The sequence below is a fragment of the Marinobacter nauticus ATCC 49840 genome (genome assembly GCF_000284615.1).
Classification (GTDB): Bacteria; Pseudomonadota; Gammaproteobacteria; order Pseudomonadales; family Oleiphilaceae; genus Marinobacter; species Marinobacter nauticus.
This window is the reverse complement of the sequence record NC_017067.1, coordinates 3,475,767-3,492,063: the sequence shown is the minus strand read 5'-3', so window position 1 is coordinate 3,492,063 and position 16,297 is coordinate 3,475,767. Positions and strand designations below refer to the sequence as shown.

Genomic DNA, 16,297 nt, shown 5'->3' with positions numbered 1-16,297 from the left:
TTTGTTTCGTTTTGCACCTACTATCGACCTGTATTCGTTGGCGGGGTATCCGAATATTGCAAATGTTGAAATTGTGTTCACATTTTCTCAGCCTTTCGTCAAAGATAAGGCGGTTTTGCAAAATATGGATAGGTTTGCGACGTTTTCTGCCTATGCTGGGACAAAAGAGCCTGCCTGTAGCAGGTCGGACACGGAAGGTATTTGGCGTATGCAGGCGTTGACAGAACAGGACTTCAAAGCCCTGGTGGATAATCATCCGCGAGCCATCATGCTTTCAACTCCGGACGCCGTGATTACCTATGTGAACCGGATGTTCCAGGCCGTGACCGGATACCGCCCAGAAGAAGTCCTGGGTCGGGCACCGTCGGTGCTCAGTTCCGGGCTGCACTCGCCTGAGTTCTATCAGGCCATGTGGGAAAGCCTGAATGAGAGCGGTCGATGGGAAGGCCTGATCTGGAACCGGCGCAAGAGCGGCGAGAACTATCCCCAGTGGCTGACTATCTACCCCGTGGACTATCAGGGCAAGCGCCTGTATGCCGGGGTGTTCATGGATGTGGGTGAGCTGGCTGCCAGCGATGAACGGCTGGCAACTCTGGCCTACTACGACCCCCTCACCGAACTACCCAACCGCTCGCTGTTTCAGGAATTCCTGAAGGCCCGGGTGAACCAGCGTAAAGATACCGCCGACCTGTTTGCGGTGCTTTATATCGATCTGGACTTTTTCAAGTCTGTGAACGACTTGCATGGCCACGATTGTGGCGACCGGGTGCTGCAACAGGCTGCGGCCTGTATCCAGGCCGTGGTTCGTAACGGCGATGTGATTGCCCGGCTATCGGGGGATGAGTTTGCCGCCATCATCGAACTGGATACCGAAGATCAACTGAATGCGGTGTGTGAGCGCATGACCAATGTGTTCCGGGCACCCGTGATGGTGGAGCACCGGGAATATTTTCTCTCCGCCTCGGTGGGCGCCGCTATCTATCCGAATCACGGCGAGACCGCGGGTGAATTGCTGCAGAATGCCGACCGGGCCATGTATACCGCCAAACTGGCCGGGCGGGCCTGCTATCGGATCTACAGTGCGAGCGAAATCCAGCATGGCCAGCAGCAACAACGGCTGTCCGAAGCCCTCGTGGCTTCCCTGAAAGTGGCGCCGGAGGAATTCTCGGTGGTGTACCAGCCCCAGTACGATCTTGCCACCGGCGCCATGGCCGGCATGGAGGCTCTTTTGCGCTGGCAACATCCTGAGCTGGGGGCGGTGTCTCCGGGGGACTTTGTCCCGGTGGCCGAGCAGCGCGGGCACATCCACGAACTGACCGAGCAACTGATCCGGTGCATCCGTCGGGATCTGGAGGCCTGCGCTGTCGATCATGGCCGAGGCCGACGCCTGGCCATTAACATTTCCGCCCGCCAGATCGCTGATGGCCGGCTGGATGGATTGTTGGAGCCTTTCTTCGAACGGGTTCGACAGGTTGGCTGGCAGCCGGAAATCGAGATTACTGAAACCCACCTGATGAACCTGTCACGCCGTTGCCTGGACAAACTCCGGGAATTCGGTGACAAGGGAGTGGTGGTTGCCATTGACGACTTCGGTACCGGGTATTCCTCGCTGGCGTATCTGCATGCGCTACCTGTGAATGTGCTCAAGATCGATCAGCAGTTTGTTCAGCGGCTGGGGCAGGATGGCAGGGATTCGCGGATTGTCTCCGCCATTCTGGCCATCGCCGAGGCGCTGAGTCTGGAGGTGGTAGCGGAGGGCATCGAGACCGAGATTCAGAAACGCAAGCTCCAGGAATTGAACTGTCACCGTGGCCAGGGCTACCTGATGGCCCGGCCGTCCCCCCTGGATGAGCTGCCACTGGATTGATAAGAATCAATTAACAGGCAAACTCCGTCCCGTTTCTTGCCGTTTTGCAAGATTTGGCTAGGGGTTTGCGGCACGCTGGCTTAAAACAGCAAGCTCACTCACTGCCTGTTCACGCTGTATGCGCAATCTCACTGCCAAACCGGATCTGGATGCCTACCTTCGACTCAACCGCGCTGCAGCCGGCGAATGGCAGGCGGCTATCCGTGAGTTGCTGGCCTGTGATGACGTTGGTCTCACTCTTGAGCGGCCGCAAACGGTTGCTGGCTCGCTGTCTTCCCTGAGTGTTGACCGTGGGGTCGTGTGTGCGCTGGATCTGGCCCAGGATGCCGAGGTGCATCTGTGCGGACTGCCTGGGACATTGCTGGTGGTGCCGGTATCGGGGCAGTGCGATGTATTGGTGAATGGCGATTGCAGACAGCCGGCTTTCCCGATGGCCGCCATCACCTCCAGCCAGGCAATTTCCGTGCGCGCCTGCGGGCAGTCCCGGCTGATTCTGTTAAACCCGGAACAGTGGCGCAGCAACGTCACCCCGGGGCAGGGGGTGTTAGCCTGGATGGCGGAACGGGTGAATCACTTTCTGTTGCGCTCCAACTTCTTCCAGGATCACAACGATGCCTGCGCTGCGGCCGATAGCCTGTTTGACGAACTGGACAGCATCGCCCGAGAGGGTGGTTGTGAACCTAACGAAACGCCCCCGGAGCTCGATCGCCGGCTTCTCCGGGTTATCGACAAAATCCGCATGGAGCCCGCCTGGGAGTTTGATTTGCAGGAGCTGGCAAACCATTCCGGGGTCAGCGAGCGCAATCTGTATTATCTGATGAAGCGGGAAACCGGAATGACCCCCTACCGTTTCTACCAGCGCTGTCGGTTGATCCGGGTACGGCGCAGGCTGGTGGATTGCCAGTGTGATGTGCCCCATATTTCCTGGTACGCCGCCGATGAGGGATTTTCACATCTGGGGCGGTTTGCTGCGCTGTACCGGGAACATTTCGGTGAGTTGCCCAGCGAGACCGTCCAGTGGCGCCGCCGTCTGCAGACGGGAGAGGCAGCGTTGGAAGCGCCGGACAGGATCGTTGCTTCCTGACAAAAAAAGCCCGACATGACACCATGCCGGGCTTTTTTGTGTTGCTGTGCGGGGTTAGTGGTTGCCCGCCGGCACCTGTGATGACTCTTCGTCGTTGCCGTATTCATCGGCTGCCGAGCCATGGTGGTCACGGGCCAGCAGAATGTAGAACGCCGGCAGCACAAACACCGTGAACAGGGTACCAATGCCCAGACCAGCACTGATGGTCAGGCCGATAGCAAACCGGCTTTCCGCACCCGGGCCGATGGCAATCAGCAGAGGCACCATGGCGAAGATCAATGCCAGAGAGGTCATGATAATCGGGCGCAAGCGGATAGCCGCCGCCTCGATGACTGCATCGACCTTGTTCAAGCCCCGCTCTTTCTGCAACTGATTGGCGAATTCCACAATCAGGATGCCGTTCTTGGAGACCACCCCGATCAGCGTAATCAGCCCCACCTGTGTGTAGATGTTCATGGTGGCAAAGCCCAGTACGATGAACGCCATGGCCCCGGCTACCGACATGGGAACCGATACCAGAATGATGATCGGGTCGCGCCAGCTTTCAAACTGCGCGGCCAGGACCAGATAGATCACCAGCAATGACAGGAAGAAGGTCACCATCAGAGCGCTGCCCTGGGTGGCCAACTGGCGGGTTTCCCCGGTGTAGTCGTAGCTGAAACCCTGAGGGAAGACGTCGCTGGCGGTTTGCTCCATAAACTCCATGGCGGTGCCTGCCGCCACGCCCGGCATCACCACGCCCTCCAGGGTCAGCGAGTTTTGCTGGTTGAACTGAGTGCGGTTCGACGGCTCCACTTCCTCGGTAAAGCTCACGACGCTGGACAGCGGCACCAGTTCGCCATTGCCGGCACGGATGTAGTAGTCCTGCAGGGCTTCCTTGCTCGGGCGGAACTGATCATCCACCTGCGGAATCACCTGGTACGACCGGCCTTCCATGTTGAAGCGGTTGATGTAGCCGCCACTGAGCATGCTGGCCAGGGACTGCCCAACATCCTGCATTGACAGGCCCAGATCGGCCACGCGATCACGATCAACATTAATGCGGGTAACCGGCTTGTCGAAGTTGATGGACTTCTTCAGGAACATGAAGTTACCGCTCTGCATGGCCTTGCCCAGCATTTCATCCGCCACCTGGTCCAGCTGTTCATAGCTGCCGCCGGTGGTGATGACAAACTGGAACGGCAGGCCGCCGCCGGAGCCGGGCAGGGACGGCCGGGGGAATACCGCGGTCTGCAGCCCGGTGACCTTTTTCAGTTCAGCATCCAGCTTGGGCTGAACCTCGAACTGGGTAATCTCCCGCTCGCTCCAGGGCGCCAGCTTGAAGCCACCGAAGACGGCGTTGGGGCTGGTGATGCCCAGAATCATGAAGTCTTCGCTGTAACCCGGCACCTCAGACATCCGGTTCTGAACTTCCTGACCGTGGTCGTACAGGTAGTCCAGGGTGGAGGTCTCGGGCCCCAGGCCTTGATAGAACAGGATGCCCTGGTCTTCGGTGGGGGCCAGTTCGTTCTGACTCATCATCAACATGAAGTAGATGGATCCAAGTACCACAAAGGCGAAGAACACCACGACGGACTTGGTTTGCATCAATGACGCCAGCGCTGCCTTGTAACCGTTTGCCAGACCGTTGAAGCTCTTTTCGACAACCTTTTCAAAGCGGCCCGGGTCGCCGTGGGGTTTGAGTACCTTGGCAGACAGCATGGGTGACAGGGTCAGTGCAACAATACCGGAAATGACCACGGTGCCGGCCAGGGTGAAGGCAAACTCGGTAAACAGTGAGCCTACGAGACCTCCCATAAAGCCGATGGGCGCATAAACCGCAACCAGGGTGGTGGTCATGGCGATGATTGGGGTCGCCATTTCCCGGGCACCGTTGATGGCAGCATCGAACCGGGATTCGCCCTGTTCAATATGCCGGTGCACGTTTTCCACCATGATGATGGCGTCATCCACCACCAGCCCGATGGCCAGCACCATGGACAGGAGCGTCAGCAGGTTCAGGGAGAAGCCGAACATCAGCATGACAAAGGCGCCACCGATCAGGGACAGCGGAACCGCTACAGATGGCACCACTGAGGCTCGAACCGAACCCAGGCACAGGAAAACCACCACCAGTACGATGATCATGGCTTCCAGCAAGGTCTGGATAACCTCGTTGATGGAATCGTCGATAAAGTCGGAAGCGTCGTAGGCCAGGCGCACATTCAGGCCGCTGGGTAACTGGCTCTCGATATCCGGCAGTTCTGCCTTGACCAGTTCAGCCACCGTCAGCGGGTTGGCTCCTGGTGCCAGCTCAATGGCCACATAGGTGGCCGGTTGGCCTTTGTACAGCGCCAGGCTGTCGTAGGTCTGTGAGCCCAGTTCCACCCGGGCAATGTCCTGCAGGCGGATCAGAGTGCCGTTTGACTGTTTAACCACCAGGTTCCGGAAGGCGTCCGGGTCGGCGATGTCGGTGTCGCTGGTCAGGCTGACCTCGGTGTACTTGCCGCGGGTCTTACCCACCGCGGCCTGATAGTTGTTGGCCCGCAATTTGGCAGCCACCTCGACCGGGGTCATATCCACGGCGGCGAGACGCTCCGGATCCAGCCAGATACGCAGGGCAAACGTACGGCCCAGCAGTTCAGCCTTGCCCACGCCGGCCAGCGCCTGCAGCTTGGGCTGCACCACCCGGGTCAGATAATCGGTAATCTGGGGGACATCCAGCTCGGTGCTGTAAAAGGCAATGTACATCAGTGCCGTGCTGTCGCCGGTTGTAGAGGTAATCACCGGGTCCTCGGCTTCCGCCGGTAACACGTTGCGCTGACTGGCCACCTTGGCCTGGATCTCTGCCAGGGCATCGTTGGCGTCGTAGTTCAGGATCATCTTGGCCTGAATGGTCGATACGCTCTGGGAACTGGTGGACGTCAGGTAATCAATGCCGCTGGCTTCCGCAATGGCCTGCTGTAGCGGGGTCGTGATAAAGCCCTTGATCAGGTCCGAACTGGCGCCGGGGTAAGCCGTGGAGACGGTCACCGTGGTGCTTTCCAGCTCCGGATACTGCCGGATTTCCATCTCCATGGCGGCCCGCGCGCCGATCAACAGGATCAGCAGGCTGACCACCGTGGCGAGAACCGGCCGGTGGACAAAAATGTCGGTGAATTTCATTACTCAGACGCCTCCTGGCCGGACTCGTCCTGGATTTCAACACGCTGGCCCGCGCGCAGCCTCAGCAGGCCCTTGGCGACGACCGTTTCGCCTTCTTCCAGACCGGAAAGCACGGCTGAGCGGCCATCACGGACTTCGCCCGTGGTGACGGTGCGGCGGCTGACAATCAGTTCACCGTTGTCGTTTTCTTCAACCACATACACGAAATTGCCGTAGGTGTTGTAGGAAATGGCGGTGCGCGGCAGGGTAACCACTTCATTGTCCCGGGGCTGACCGGTCTGAATGGTGGCAAACATGCCGGGGCGCAGCAGGTTTTCTTCATTATCCAGGGTGGCGCGTATACGCACGGTACGGGTTTCCGGGTTTACCGAGGTGTTGATAGCGCTCACCTCACCCTCGAAGGACTGGTCCGGCACAGCAGCGACCGTCACGGATACCGGGTAGCCCTGATCCACGTCCGGCAGAAATTTCTCGGACAGGGTGTAGTCCACATAGATAGGGTTCAGCATGTTGATCTCGACGATCGGTGTGCCGGTGGCAACGTACTGACCCTGATCCACCATGCGGATACCCAGCTTGCCGTCGAAGGGCGCGCGAATCACCTTCTTGTTGAGCTGAGCTTCGGCCTCGTTGACACGGGCTCGGGCGGCATCGAAATTGGCTTTGGCCTCATCATACTGGGACTGAGACACGGCCCGCTTCGGCAGCAGATCCGAAACCCGCTTGAATTCCTGTTCTGCCAGTTGGGCTTCTGCCCGCCGTGTGCGCAGCGCTGCTTCGTCGATGGCGGCATCCAGGCGCACCAGAACATCGCCCTTGTTGACGGTATCGCCGGACTCAAAGCCAATGCTCTCAATCACACCGGGCACTTCGTTGGCCACTTCGATGCCGTTGATAGCAGTGATGCTGCCGACAGCCTTGATCGCCGGCTGCCAGTTTTCGGTAGTTGCTTTGGTCACAGAAATGATGGCCGGCGGTTGTGGCTGGGACATCATATCTTTCATCTGGCCGAACTGGTAGAACTTGTAACCAAAGATTCCACCCAGCACGACGCCGAGAAAAAGGAGAACGATGACGAAACGGGAAGCAGTGCGCATAAGTCTGTTCCTGGGAGTGAATTTCCTGAATCTGATAAAGTCGCCCGGAAGGGAAGGCTGACAGCTATCCTTGCAAATCAGGGCTCGGGGACAAAGTTATAGAACGTCAGTTCAATTTAACGAATAGGATGCTACAAAAGCTATTGCTATTTGTCACCCGTTTGCATTCATGAAGCAGTATAAATACTGCAGAATGATTACGCTGGTGTTTGGATGCCGGATTAGAGTAACAGCACCATGTTGAGTGTCCAACTGGTGGACTAAAACCTGACAGAGATACATGCAATGCAACTGATTCTCGGCCTGGCCCTGGCTGCCGCTGTATTTGTGATCCTGAAAAAATGGGGCGCGCTGTCGCCGGAAGGGCAGAAGGCGGCAATCTGGAAAGTCATTCTGGTGGCTGGCGGTGCGCTGTTGCTGTTCATGGTGCTGACGGGCCGGGTGCATGTGATCACGGCCGGTATTGCCGCTCTTATTCCCCTGTTGAGAAAGTTGCCGGCACTACTGCGTTATGCGCCGATGTTTCGCAAGGCCATGGGCGATTCATCCGGTAATGACTCGACGCGCCATGCGAATGCCGGGGGTGATCGGGCTGCCACCCGGGGACCAATGAGCACGCAGGAAGCCTGCGATATTCTGGGAGTTAACCCCGGTTGCTCCCGTGAGGAGGTGACCGCTGCCCACCGCAAACTGATGTTGAAGGTGCACCCGGACCGCGGCGGCAACGATTACCTGGCCGCCAAGCTCAATGAGGCCCGAGATGTCTTGCTGGGCAAGCGTAATCAGGCCTGATCAGGGCAGAATTTCCACTTTGACGTCGATGGACAGGTTTTCTGCACGCTTGCCGTTCACACGGTAGGTGATGCCTTGCTGCTCCTGATTCATGGAGGTGCGAGTTCCCCCGAGGCTGACCCATTGCCCCGGCTCGACCCGCCGGATGGTCATCAGGGCTTCGGTTTCGTAGCCGGGCAGTGCGGCGGGGTCTTCCTCAAAGGACACGATACTCAGCTCTACCGCCTGGTTCGAGATGGCCTGGGGGCTCACGACAAAGCCGCTTCGGGTTTCGACCTGCTGCAGTATGGCGGCGGGGTTGCGCCCACCCTTAACGGCAAATGGCAAGGTTCGCACATTGCCGGAGGTAATGTGGGCTGACTGGCCATCCTGCACGATCAACTGACGTTCACGGGTTGAATTGGTGCTGATGGTGCGGCGTTCGACGCTGGCGCCGGCCGAGCCGTTCGAGAGGCTGACGCCGCCTCCGGATTGTTTGCCGCCGATGTCCTGACGGTAGCGTACGCTGATCCTCATCTGTACCGGCGGCACATCCATCGATTGCACCAGTGTTCCGATTTCGTCCAGCAGTGCGGGTTCGCCACGGACCACCAGTTGTTGTCCGCGTGCCGTCACCGTAACCGGCGACTGTTGGTAAAGTTCGCGAATCTGTAGCGCAATGTCGTCGGCCGTTCGGTTGTTCAGCTCATAGACCCTGGCTTCTGATTGTGCCCAAACGACGGTGGAAGCCGTTAACATCGCAAGAAACAGGGCAGGTATCAGCCAGAGAACGGAGCGGTGCTCGGTGTTTCGCATGCAGGCCTCCAGAGCCATGACGGCCATGCCCGCATTAAATAATCCGTTTTGCGGGTTGCCATCGTTAAAACCGTAGGTATATAGTGAAAAGCATGAAGACCTTACACGCAGCCTGTCAATTGAATGTTCTGAAAGCTTTCGGTGAAAAACTGAAGGCCGCAGGCTCTGCTGTGTATTTTTGGTGGTTTGGTTATGGCTTTTATTTTAGCCAGAGCCCGGGCCGCCCATAAGATCTTCATCGACCGAATACAACGAGGAAGGCAGCCCGGCAAGCAACCCAGGCTGCCACCGGACTCCGAAAAGCCCCGACTGGTAGCCCAGCCGGGGCTTTTTTGATTCTGACACAGGGAAACGGGAACACAGACATGAACATGCCGCTGAAATCTGAAACACTGGATGCGCAAGCCTCAAGCGCCTGCCAGCACCGCCAGGAAGCGAGACTGCCCACCGCCGCCGAGTTGCGCCAGCAGTTTCCTGCCGATGAGCAACAGGTGCGGGCCATTGCCGGTTACCGTGATCAGATCCGCGCCGTGCTGCACGGTCAGGACGACCGCACCCTGATCGTGATGGGCCCCTGCTCCATTCACGACGAGCAGGCTGCCCTGGATTACGCCACCCGCCTGAAAGCACTGTCAGACGAAGTCAGTGACCGTTTCCTGATTGTCATGCGCGCCTACCTGGAGAAACCCCGTACCACGGTGGGCTGGAAAGGCCTTCTGTACGATCCGGAACGCACCGGTCAGGGCGATCTGAAACAGGGCCTGGAGCGTTCCCGCAAGTTGTTGCTGGCGTTGTCCGAGCTCGGCCTGCCGCTCGCCACCGAAGCCCTGAGCCCGTTCATGATGGATTACCTGGGGGACCTGGTAAGCTGGACCGCGATCGGCGCCCGTACCACCGAATCCCAGATTCACCGGGAAATGGTCAGCGGCCTGCCCATGCCTACCGGGTTCAAGAACGGCACCGATGGTGGCATTACCGTGGCCAGCCACGCCATGAAGTCGGCCTCGCACCCGCACCACCACATGGGGATCTCCCATAGCGGCGCACCGGTGATGATTTCCACCGCCGGCAATCCGGATACTCATCTGGTTCTGCGCGGTGGCCGGGGTGTGACCAACTACGATGAACTGAGCATTGCCAAGGCCGTGGCAGAGCTGGAAAAAGCCGGCGTATCAACGGCGGTGATGGTGGACTGCAGCCATGATAACGCCTGCAAGCAGGCTGAGCGGCAGGTGGACATCGCCCGGGAAGTGATGGCGCAGAAGCGTAACGGCAATCGGCACATCAAGGGCCTGATGCTGGAAAGCTTCCTGGAATTCGGCCGCCAGGACGACGGCAAAGAGCTGGTCTACGGGTGCTCGATTACCGATCCATGCCTGGGCTGGGAACAGACGGAGACTCTGATCCGCTCACTGTAGACAGCAGCAGTTGCCCGGCCAGCAATACCAGAATGCCCCCCATGGTCCGGTCGAGCCAGTGTCCGAACCGGTTGAACCCCCGGCGGACACGGGGGTGGGTAAAGAACACCGCTACCATGGCAAACCACAGGCCGGTGGCCAGGGCCATATAGATGCCGTATCCGGCCTGCAGCAGAACCGGCGTGCCTGGATTGATGATGACGGAGAACAGGGACACGAAAAACAGGGTGGCCTTGGGATTGAGGGCGTTGGTTAAAAACCCGAGCCGGAACGCCGCCCAGCCAGTCTGGGCCTGCCCGCCGTTCGCTTGCACGTGAATGGCTCCGGGTTTGGCCCGCAGGCAGTGCCAGGCGATATAGAGCAGATACACGGCCCCAATCACTTTCAGCACGGTAAACAGCATTACCGATTGCTGGATGATCAGCCCGATACCCAGCAGCGAATAGCCCACATGCAGCAGAATGCCGATGCCAATGCCCATGGCGGTCAGCAGGGCATTGCGCCGGGCCTGGGTCAGTGCCTGGCGCAGCATGACTGCAAAATCCGGCCCGGGGCTGGCCACCGCCAAAAGGTGCACCAGGGCAACGGTCAGAAACTCCAGCCAGTAATTCTGCACATTCATTCTCCCGCGTGTTTGCAATTGTGCTTGGGTTGTTGCGCCTGCAGCCAGTAACCACAGGGATTTTTTCTGTGATTCCCCTGTCAGCGGATAATAAGCTTTCTATACTTTACCGAAAGGCTCCTTAAGTTTAATAGCCCAAACCACCTGAAATTTCAGTCAGTCTCCAGGAGGCAGGATGGACAAGCGAGAAGTGGATGTAGCGGTTATCGGTGCGGGTACGGCGGGAATGGTCGCCTATCAGCGCGCCCGCAGGGCCACCGACCGGATTGTGTTGATTGAGGGTGATCAATACGGTACCACCTGTGCCCGGGTAGGGTGCATGCCCAGCAAGTTGCTGATTGCCGCCGCGGAAAGGGCCCATCAGGTGAGGCAGGCGGAAGCGTTCGGTGTGCTTCCGGGCGATGTGCGCATTGATGGTCCGGCTGTGATGGCGCGAGTGCGTGAAGAGCGCGATCGCTTTGTGGCACCGGTGGTGCGGTCCATGGAATCGCTGCCGCAGGAACACCGGTTGATGGGGCATGCCCGATTTGTTGACAGTCATCGTCTTGTCGTGGGTGATCATACCGAGGTCACCGCGGGCCGGATTGTTATTGCCACCGGCTCCCGCCCCAACATCCCGGGCATTCTGAAAGAAGCGAAAGACCGACTGGTGGTCAACGATGACGTGTTCGACTGGCGGGATCTGCCGTCTTCGGTGGCGGTGTTCGGCCCGGGAGTGATTGGGGTCGAATTAGGTCAGGCATTGAGCCGGCTGGGCGTAAAGGTCCGCATGTTTGGCGTCAGCGGCGGCATTGGCGGTATTCAGGATGAGAAGGTGAGGGAGTATGCGCTGGACACCTTCCGTGAAGAGTTTGCCATCAGCCCGAAAGCCGATACCCGGCGTGTTGAACGCATCGAGGAGGGGGTTCGCATCAGCTGGAGCGAGGGCGGCAAGGAGCATCAGCAAACCTTTGATTATCTGTTGGCAGCCACCGGGCGGAGACCCAACATTGATCACCTGGATATCCAGAATGCCGGCATCGAACTGGATGAACGGGGCATGCCGGAGTTTGACCCCTTCACCCTGCGCTGCGGTGACAGCCATATCTTCATTGCCGGTGATGTGAACAACGACCGCCCCCTGCTGCACGAGGCGGCAGACGAAGGCCGGATTGCCGGCGACAATGCAGGGGCCTGGCCGGAAGTCCGAACCGGCCGCAGAAAAACTCCCATGGCGGTGGTGTTCACCGAGCCCCAGATTGCCTCGGTGGGGCTGAACATTCATCAGGTGGATGAGCGTTGCCAGGGCTGCTTTGCGGTTGGTGAGGTGTCGTTTGAGGATCAGGGGCGCAGCAAGGTTATTGGCAAGAATCGGGGGCTGCTCCGGGTCTACGGCGAGCACGGCAGCGGCCTGTTCATGGGGGCCCAGATGTTCGGGCCTGCTGCAGAGCACCTTGCCCACTTGCTGGCGTGGTGCGTGCAAAAGCGAATGACCGTGAGCGAAATGCTGGAGATGCCGTTCTACCATCCGGTGATTGAGGAGGGGCTGCGAACCGCAATTAAAGACCTGAGCAAGAAACTCCGGATAGGCCCTGCGCCAGGGGAGGGTTGCATGGATTGCGGGCCGGGTGTGTAGCTTTACCCCCCGTCTTTGACAGAGGGCAAGCCATTAAAGCGTATTTTGCCCTAAATTCATGGCATTGGCGGTTGTATTCCGCTGATGCCGTGCCCATATCTTTTCATGGAAGAAGTAAGCAACGGTGTTAATGGCCGGTTCGACCATCGCGATCAGGCTGCCGATCAGAATGTCTCCGGTCAGCAGGAACGCGACGGTAAAAGCCACCGTAAAGTGGGTAATCGCGAAGGTGATCGTTTTCAGAAACGACTGGTCGCCCTTCGAGCTGTGATTGTGAACAAACAGTTTCAGGGTACTCATGGAATCAACTCCGCGTGATGAATGCCTATAAACCCATTTAAGGACAAACGAGAATTGTTTCCAAATAGAAAGTGATATTTTTCTCGATAGGGCTCGGCTATGGGTTTAAGGTTGATGGCATAAGTTTATGCTATGAGAGGTATTGAATAACCAAACTTTCGTTCTGATACTGAGCTGTCATACAGTAGCGGTCAGATGCAACCCCAAAACGAATCAGGAGGTTCAACATGGGCAAGAATTTTATTGGTCTCGACACAGACAAAACCCAGAAGCTGGCAGATGCACTGAACGAACTGCTCTCCAACTACCAGATTTTCTACATGAATGTGCGTGGCTATCACTGGAACATCAAGGGTGACAATTTCTTTGAGCTGCATGCCAAATTTGAAGAACTCTACGATGACCTGCTGCTCAAGATTGATGAAATTGCCGAGCGGGTTCTCACCCTGGGCCATCGTCCTGCACACGCCTACAGCACCTACATTGAAAAGTCCGAAGTGCCGGAGCGCAAGGACGTATCTGATGGCAAAGAAGCGGTGGGTAACATCGTTGAGAGTTTCGGTAAGCTCATCGCCAAGCAGCGTGGCCTGCTGAACCTGGCCGGTGAAGCAGAAGATGAAGGTACCGTGGCACTGATGAGTGACTACATCTCTCAGCAGGAAAAAACGGTATGGATGTACCGGAGCTACCTGGGCCAGTAAGTTCCGGCTGATGCTCCGACTTTTCCCCGGCCCGGCATCGGGCCGGGGAGTTGTCACAGAAACGTCACTGCACTGTCACTTTCCTTTCCCGCGTTCGTCACGTCTGTCGCCTAGCCTTCTTTGCTCTTGCATCATTAAATAAGCAAAGGAGCCCGCTGTGCCCAAGACATCGCACCCATTTCAACTGTCATTGCTCGCTCTCGCTGTGAGCGCCGTGCTGGTATCCGGCTGTAATTCCTCGGACAACGATGATGACCTGGCGCCGGAAGCTCAAGTCACTGGCCTGACGCTCGAATTCGCCGGTCGATACAGCACCGGGCAGTTTGATGAGTCTGCTGCGGAAATCACGGCGTTTGACCCTGCCAGTCGCAGGGCGTTTGTGGTTAATGCCTTGTCCGGAGCTGTGGATGTGCTGGATATGAGCGACCCGGTCAATCCAGCGAAAATCGACACGCTGACGGTTGCTGACATTGCCGCTGATGCGGTGGTTAACAGTGTGGCTGTGGCAAGCGGGCTCGTTGCGGTTGCTGTTGAATCGAATCCGAAAACTGCCCCCGGTTATGTCGCGGTATTTGGAGCTGCAGACCTGCAGTTGCGTGACAGTATCCAGGTAGGTGCGCAGCCGGATATGGTTACCTTTACGCCGGATGGGCAATATGTCCTGGCAGCAAACGAAGGCGAGCCAAGCGATGATTACCAGATCGATCCGGAAGGGTCGATCAGTGTAGTTGATGTTTCCAATCCGGAGAATCTCACGGTACGAACAGCCGATTTTCTGGCCTTCAACAGCCAGGAAGGCGCCCTGAAGGCATCGGGTGTTCGCATATACGGCCCGGGGGCCACCGTGGCCCAGGATCTGGAACCGGAATATATCACCGTCAGTGCCGACAGCCGCACTGCCTGGGTCTCCTTGCAGGAAAACAACGCCCTGGCGAAGCTGGATGTCGGCGCGGCAACGGTCACCGGTATCTTACCCCTGGGGTTCAAGGATTACGGTGTTGAGGGGCAGGGTATTGATGCCTCGGACGATGACGGCGTCATCAATATCCAGAGATGGCCGGGTGTGGTGGGTATCTATCATCCCGATGCCATCGACAGTTACCAGGCAAATGGTGAAACCTTTATCGTGACGGCCAATGAGGGGGATGCCAGGGCCTGGGGTGAAGATGACGCCGACTACTGGAATGGCGATAGTTCCAGGGGTTTTGTCGAAGAGTTGCGGGTGAAACACCTGGTACATCCGGATGGTTTTGCCCGCCGGATTGGTGACGACATGCCACCGCAACTGACTGCGCTGGCCGAAGGTGCGCTGTTGAATCCATCCGTCTTCGATTACTGCGGTGCCACAGCCGGTGCAGCCAATGCCTGTCGCGATGATGACCAGTTGGGAAGACTCAACATCAGTTGGGTGCAGGGTTACCGGGTTGATGAAAATGGTGCTCCTGTCATGTTCAACGCGTCGGGTGCAGAAGACCCGGACGGCACGCTTCTGATGTACGACCAGCTGTACTCCTACGGCACGCGTTCTCTTGCGATCTGGAATGAGGACGGTGAGCTGGTATGGGACTCCGGCGATGCGATCGAGCAGTTCCTGGCCAGTGAGGAGTGTCGTCTGGGTACGGATCGTTCTATTCCCTGCGCCGACCACTTCAACTCCGCCCATGACGAGGGCATGGCTTTCGATTCCCGGTCGGACGCCAAAGGTCCGGAACCTGAAGCCGTGACTGTGGCGACGTTCGGCAATAAAACCTTTGCTTTTCTGGGCCTTGAGCGCATGGGCGGTATTCTGGTCTACGACGTAACGGACCCTGCCAGTCCGGTTCAGGTGGATTACCTGAATACCCGTGACGACTGGACCACTGTCGACACGGCTTCAGTACTCGAAACCGCAGGGGATCTGGGCGTGGAGAGCATCACTGTGGTGGCCGCCGATGACTCACCTACTGGTGAGCCGTTACTCATCACCGGCAACGAAGTCAGCGGCACCACGGCGATCTACCGTGTGAAACTCGAACTGACTGATTAATTCAGTTTCCGGAATAAAAAAGCCCCGTCTTCATGGCGGGGCTTTTTTGTGTCCGGGCCAAAAAAGTGTCCACAGGATCGTGTCATATAACCGAAACATATTATTAACAGTCCGTTAATAAATTCCCGCCATAGTGTCGTCTCAAGATTGCTGCCAACCACCGATTGGAAATAAAGCGTGACGAGACTTGCCTGGACGACCTGTTTACTTGCCGCCTTGATGCCGTTGCCGGCTCTGGCAGAGGTTCAGCTCACTTTGGGGGCCTGTGTGAACGTGCAGGCTGTTCAGGATAGCGAGCAGACCGCCGGCTCTGGCCAGTCACTGACTCTTGCTGATGGTACCCAGCAGTTGGTGGTGGAGTGCACCACCGAAATTGGTCGTGAAGAAGTGCTGGAAACCAGCGACGCCTTCGTTGTCCGTTTCGAGGCTGCTGATACCGCACTGGCCCTGAGCGCTCCGGAAATCGAGTCGCGCAATCAAATGGACGCTTTCAATCAACAGGGTAACTGGCAGTTGACTGATCGCCAGGGCCGTGAGGTGGCGTTTACCGCCGATGTGCTCGAGAAAGAGGGCTTTCAGCTGGTGCGGGACTATGCCCGTGAGCTGGCGGCCTATAACCGTTCCGGCGCCAAAGCGGCAGTAGCTGCTCCGGGGCTGATAACCAACCAGGACGGGTTGTTGCTGGATTCGCACGTCGATCCGGATCAGGAAATGGTCAGCAGGATGCTGCGCTACTGGTATCTGAAAGCTGACGAACAAACTCGAAAAGAGTGGGACAGCTGGGTTGATTCCAGCAACCAATAAACACCAAACCAAACTGAACGTGGAGTTCCAAA

At 57.8% G+C, this 16,297-nt stretch carries 13 protein-coding genes; 8 read left to right on the top strand and 5 right to left on the bottom strand.

Annotation, left to right across the window (positions count from 1 at the left end):
- Positions 1–208 precede the first annotated feature (208 nt).
- Together MARHY_RS16150 and MARHY_RS16145 are read left to right on the top strand one after the other, a co-directional pair.
- On the top strand, positions 209–1,867 hold the full coding sequence (locus MARHY_RS16150) for a putative bifunctional diguanylate cyclase/phosphodiesterase (protein WP_014422770.1): 1,659 nt from the start codon (positions 209–211) through the stop codon (positions 1,865–1,867).
- A 118-nt stretch (positions 1,868–1,985) separates the two neighbouring features.
- Positions 1,986–2,951 (top strand): helix-turn-helix domain-containing protein, encoded by a 966-nt coding sequence (locus tag MARHY_RS16145; protein WP_014422769.1) that lies wholly within the window; start codon positions 1,986–1,988, stop codon positions 2,949–2,951.
- Positions 2,952–3,005: 54 nt separating this feature from the next.
- Here MARHY_RS16145 and MARHY_RS16140 read toward each other — a convergent pair whose 3' ends face one another.
- Both MARHY_RS16140 and MARHY_RS16135 read right to left on the bottom strand, forming a co-directional pair.
- Positions 3,006–6,095 (bottom strand): efflux RND transporter permease subunit, encoded by a 3,090-nt coding sequence (locus tag MARHY_RS16140; RefSeq protein WP_014422768.1) that lies wholly within the window; start codon positions 6,093–6,095, stop codon positions 3,006–3,008.
- Positions 6,095–7,192, bottom strand: a complete 1,098-nt coding sequence (locus MARHY_RS16135; RefSeq protein ID WP_014422767.1) for an efflux RND transporter periplasmic adaptor subunit — start codon at positions 7,190–7,192, stop codon at positions 6,095–6,097. The genes MARHY_RS16140 and MARHY_RS16135 overlap by 1 nt, the downstream gene beginning before the upstream one ends.
- Before the next feature lie 285 nt (positions 7,193–7,477).
- Here MARHY_RS16135 and MARHY_RS16130 point away from each other — a divergent pair, with 285 nt between their 5' ends.
- Positions 7,478–7,984 carry a DnaJ domain-containing protein gene (locus tag MARHY_RS16130; RefSeq protein ID WP_014422766.1) on the top strand — a complete coding sequence of 169 codons (507 nt, stop codon included), beginning with the start codon at positions 7,478–7,480 and terminating at the stop codon, positions 7,982–7,984.
- On the opposite strand, the gene MARHY_RS16125 is transcribed toward MARHY_RS16130, so the two are convergent.
- On the bottom strand, positions 7,985–8,779 hold the full coding sequence (locus MARHY_RS16125) for a secretin N-terminal domain-containing protein (RefSeq protein ID WP_011786902.1): 795 nt from the start codon (positions 8,777–8,779) through the stop codon (positions 7,985–7,987).
- A gap of 365 nt (positions 8,780–9,144) precedes the next feature.
- On the opposite strand from MARHY_RS16125, the gene MARHY_RS16120 reads away from it, so the two are divergent.
- Complete coding sequence (locus tag MARHY_RS16120; RefSeq protein ID WP_011786901.1) at positions 9,145–10,197, top strand: 3-deoxy-7-phosphoheptulonate synthase; 1,053 nt, start codon at positions 9,145–9,147, stop codon at positions 10,195–10,197.
- Here the strand turns inward: MARHY_RS16120 and MARHY_RS16115 are convergent.
- On the bottom strand, positions 10,142–10,819 hold the full coding sequence (locus MARHY_RS16115) for a LysE family translocator (protein WP_023011287.1): 678 nt from the start codon (positions 10,817–10,819) through the stop codon (positions 10,142–10,144). The two genes, MARHY_RS16120 and MARHY_RS16115, sit on opposite strands and share 56 nt — an antisense overlap.
- 175 nt (positions 10,820–10,994) lie before the next feature.
- On the opposite strand from MARHY_RS16115, the gene MARHY_RS16110 reads away from it, so the two are divergent.
- Entirely contained in the window at positions 10,995–12,434 is a 1,440-nt protein-coding gene (locus MARHY_RS16110; protein WP_014422764.1) for a dihydrolipoyl dehydrogenase, read from the top strand.
- 33 nt (positions 12,435–12,467) lie between these two features.
- On the opposite strand, the gene MARHY_RS18415 is transcribed toward MARHY_RS16110, so the two are convergent.
- On the bottom strand, positions 12,468–12,734 hold the full coding sequence (locus MARHY_RS18415) for a DUF2061 domain-containing protein (protein ID WP_014422763.1): 267 nt from the start codon (positions 12,732–12,734) through the stop codon (positions 12,468–12,470).
- A gap of 227 nt (positions 12,735–12,961) precedes the next feature.
- On the opposite strand from MARHY_RS18415, the gene MARHY_RS16100 reads away from it, so the two are divergent.
- From MARHY_RS16100 to MARHY_RS16090, 3 genes are all read left to right on the top strand, one after another.
- Positions 12,962–13,435 (top strand): Dps family protein, encoded by a 474-nt coding sequence (locus MARHY_RS16100; RefSeq protein ID WP_014422762.1) that lies wholly within the window; start codon positions 12,962–12,964, stop codon positions 13,433–13,435.
- A gap of 157 nt (positions 13,436–13,592) precedes the next feature.
- Positions 13,593–15,461, top strand: a complete 1,869-nt coding sequence (locus MARHY_RS16095) for a choice-of-anchor I family protein (protein WP_014422761.1) — start codon at positions 13,593–13,595, stop codon at positions 15,459–15,461.
- Between the two features lie 177 nt (positions 15,462–15,638).
- On the top strand, positions 15,639–16,265 hold the full coding sequence (locus MARHY_RS16090; RefSeq protein ID WP_226374353.1) for a YccT family protein: 627 nt from the start codon (positions 15,639–15,641) through the stop codon (positions 16,263–16,265).
- The last annotated feature ends 32 nt before the right edge of the window (positions 16,266–16,297 follow it).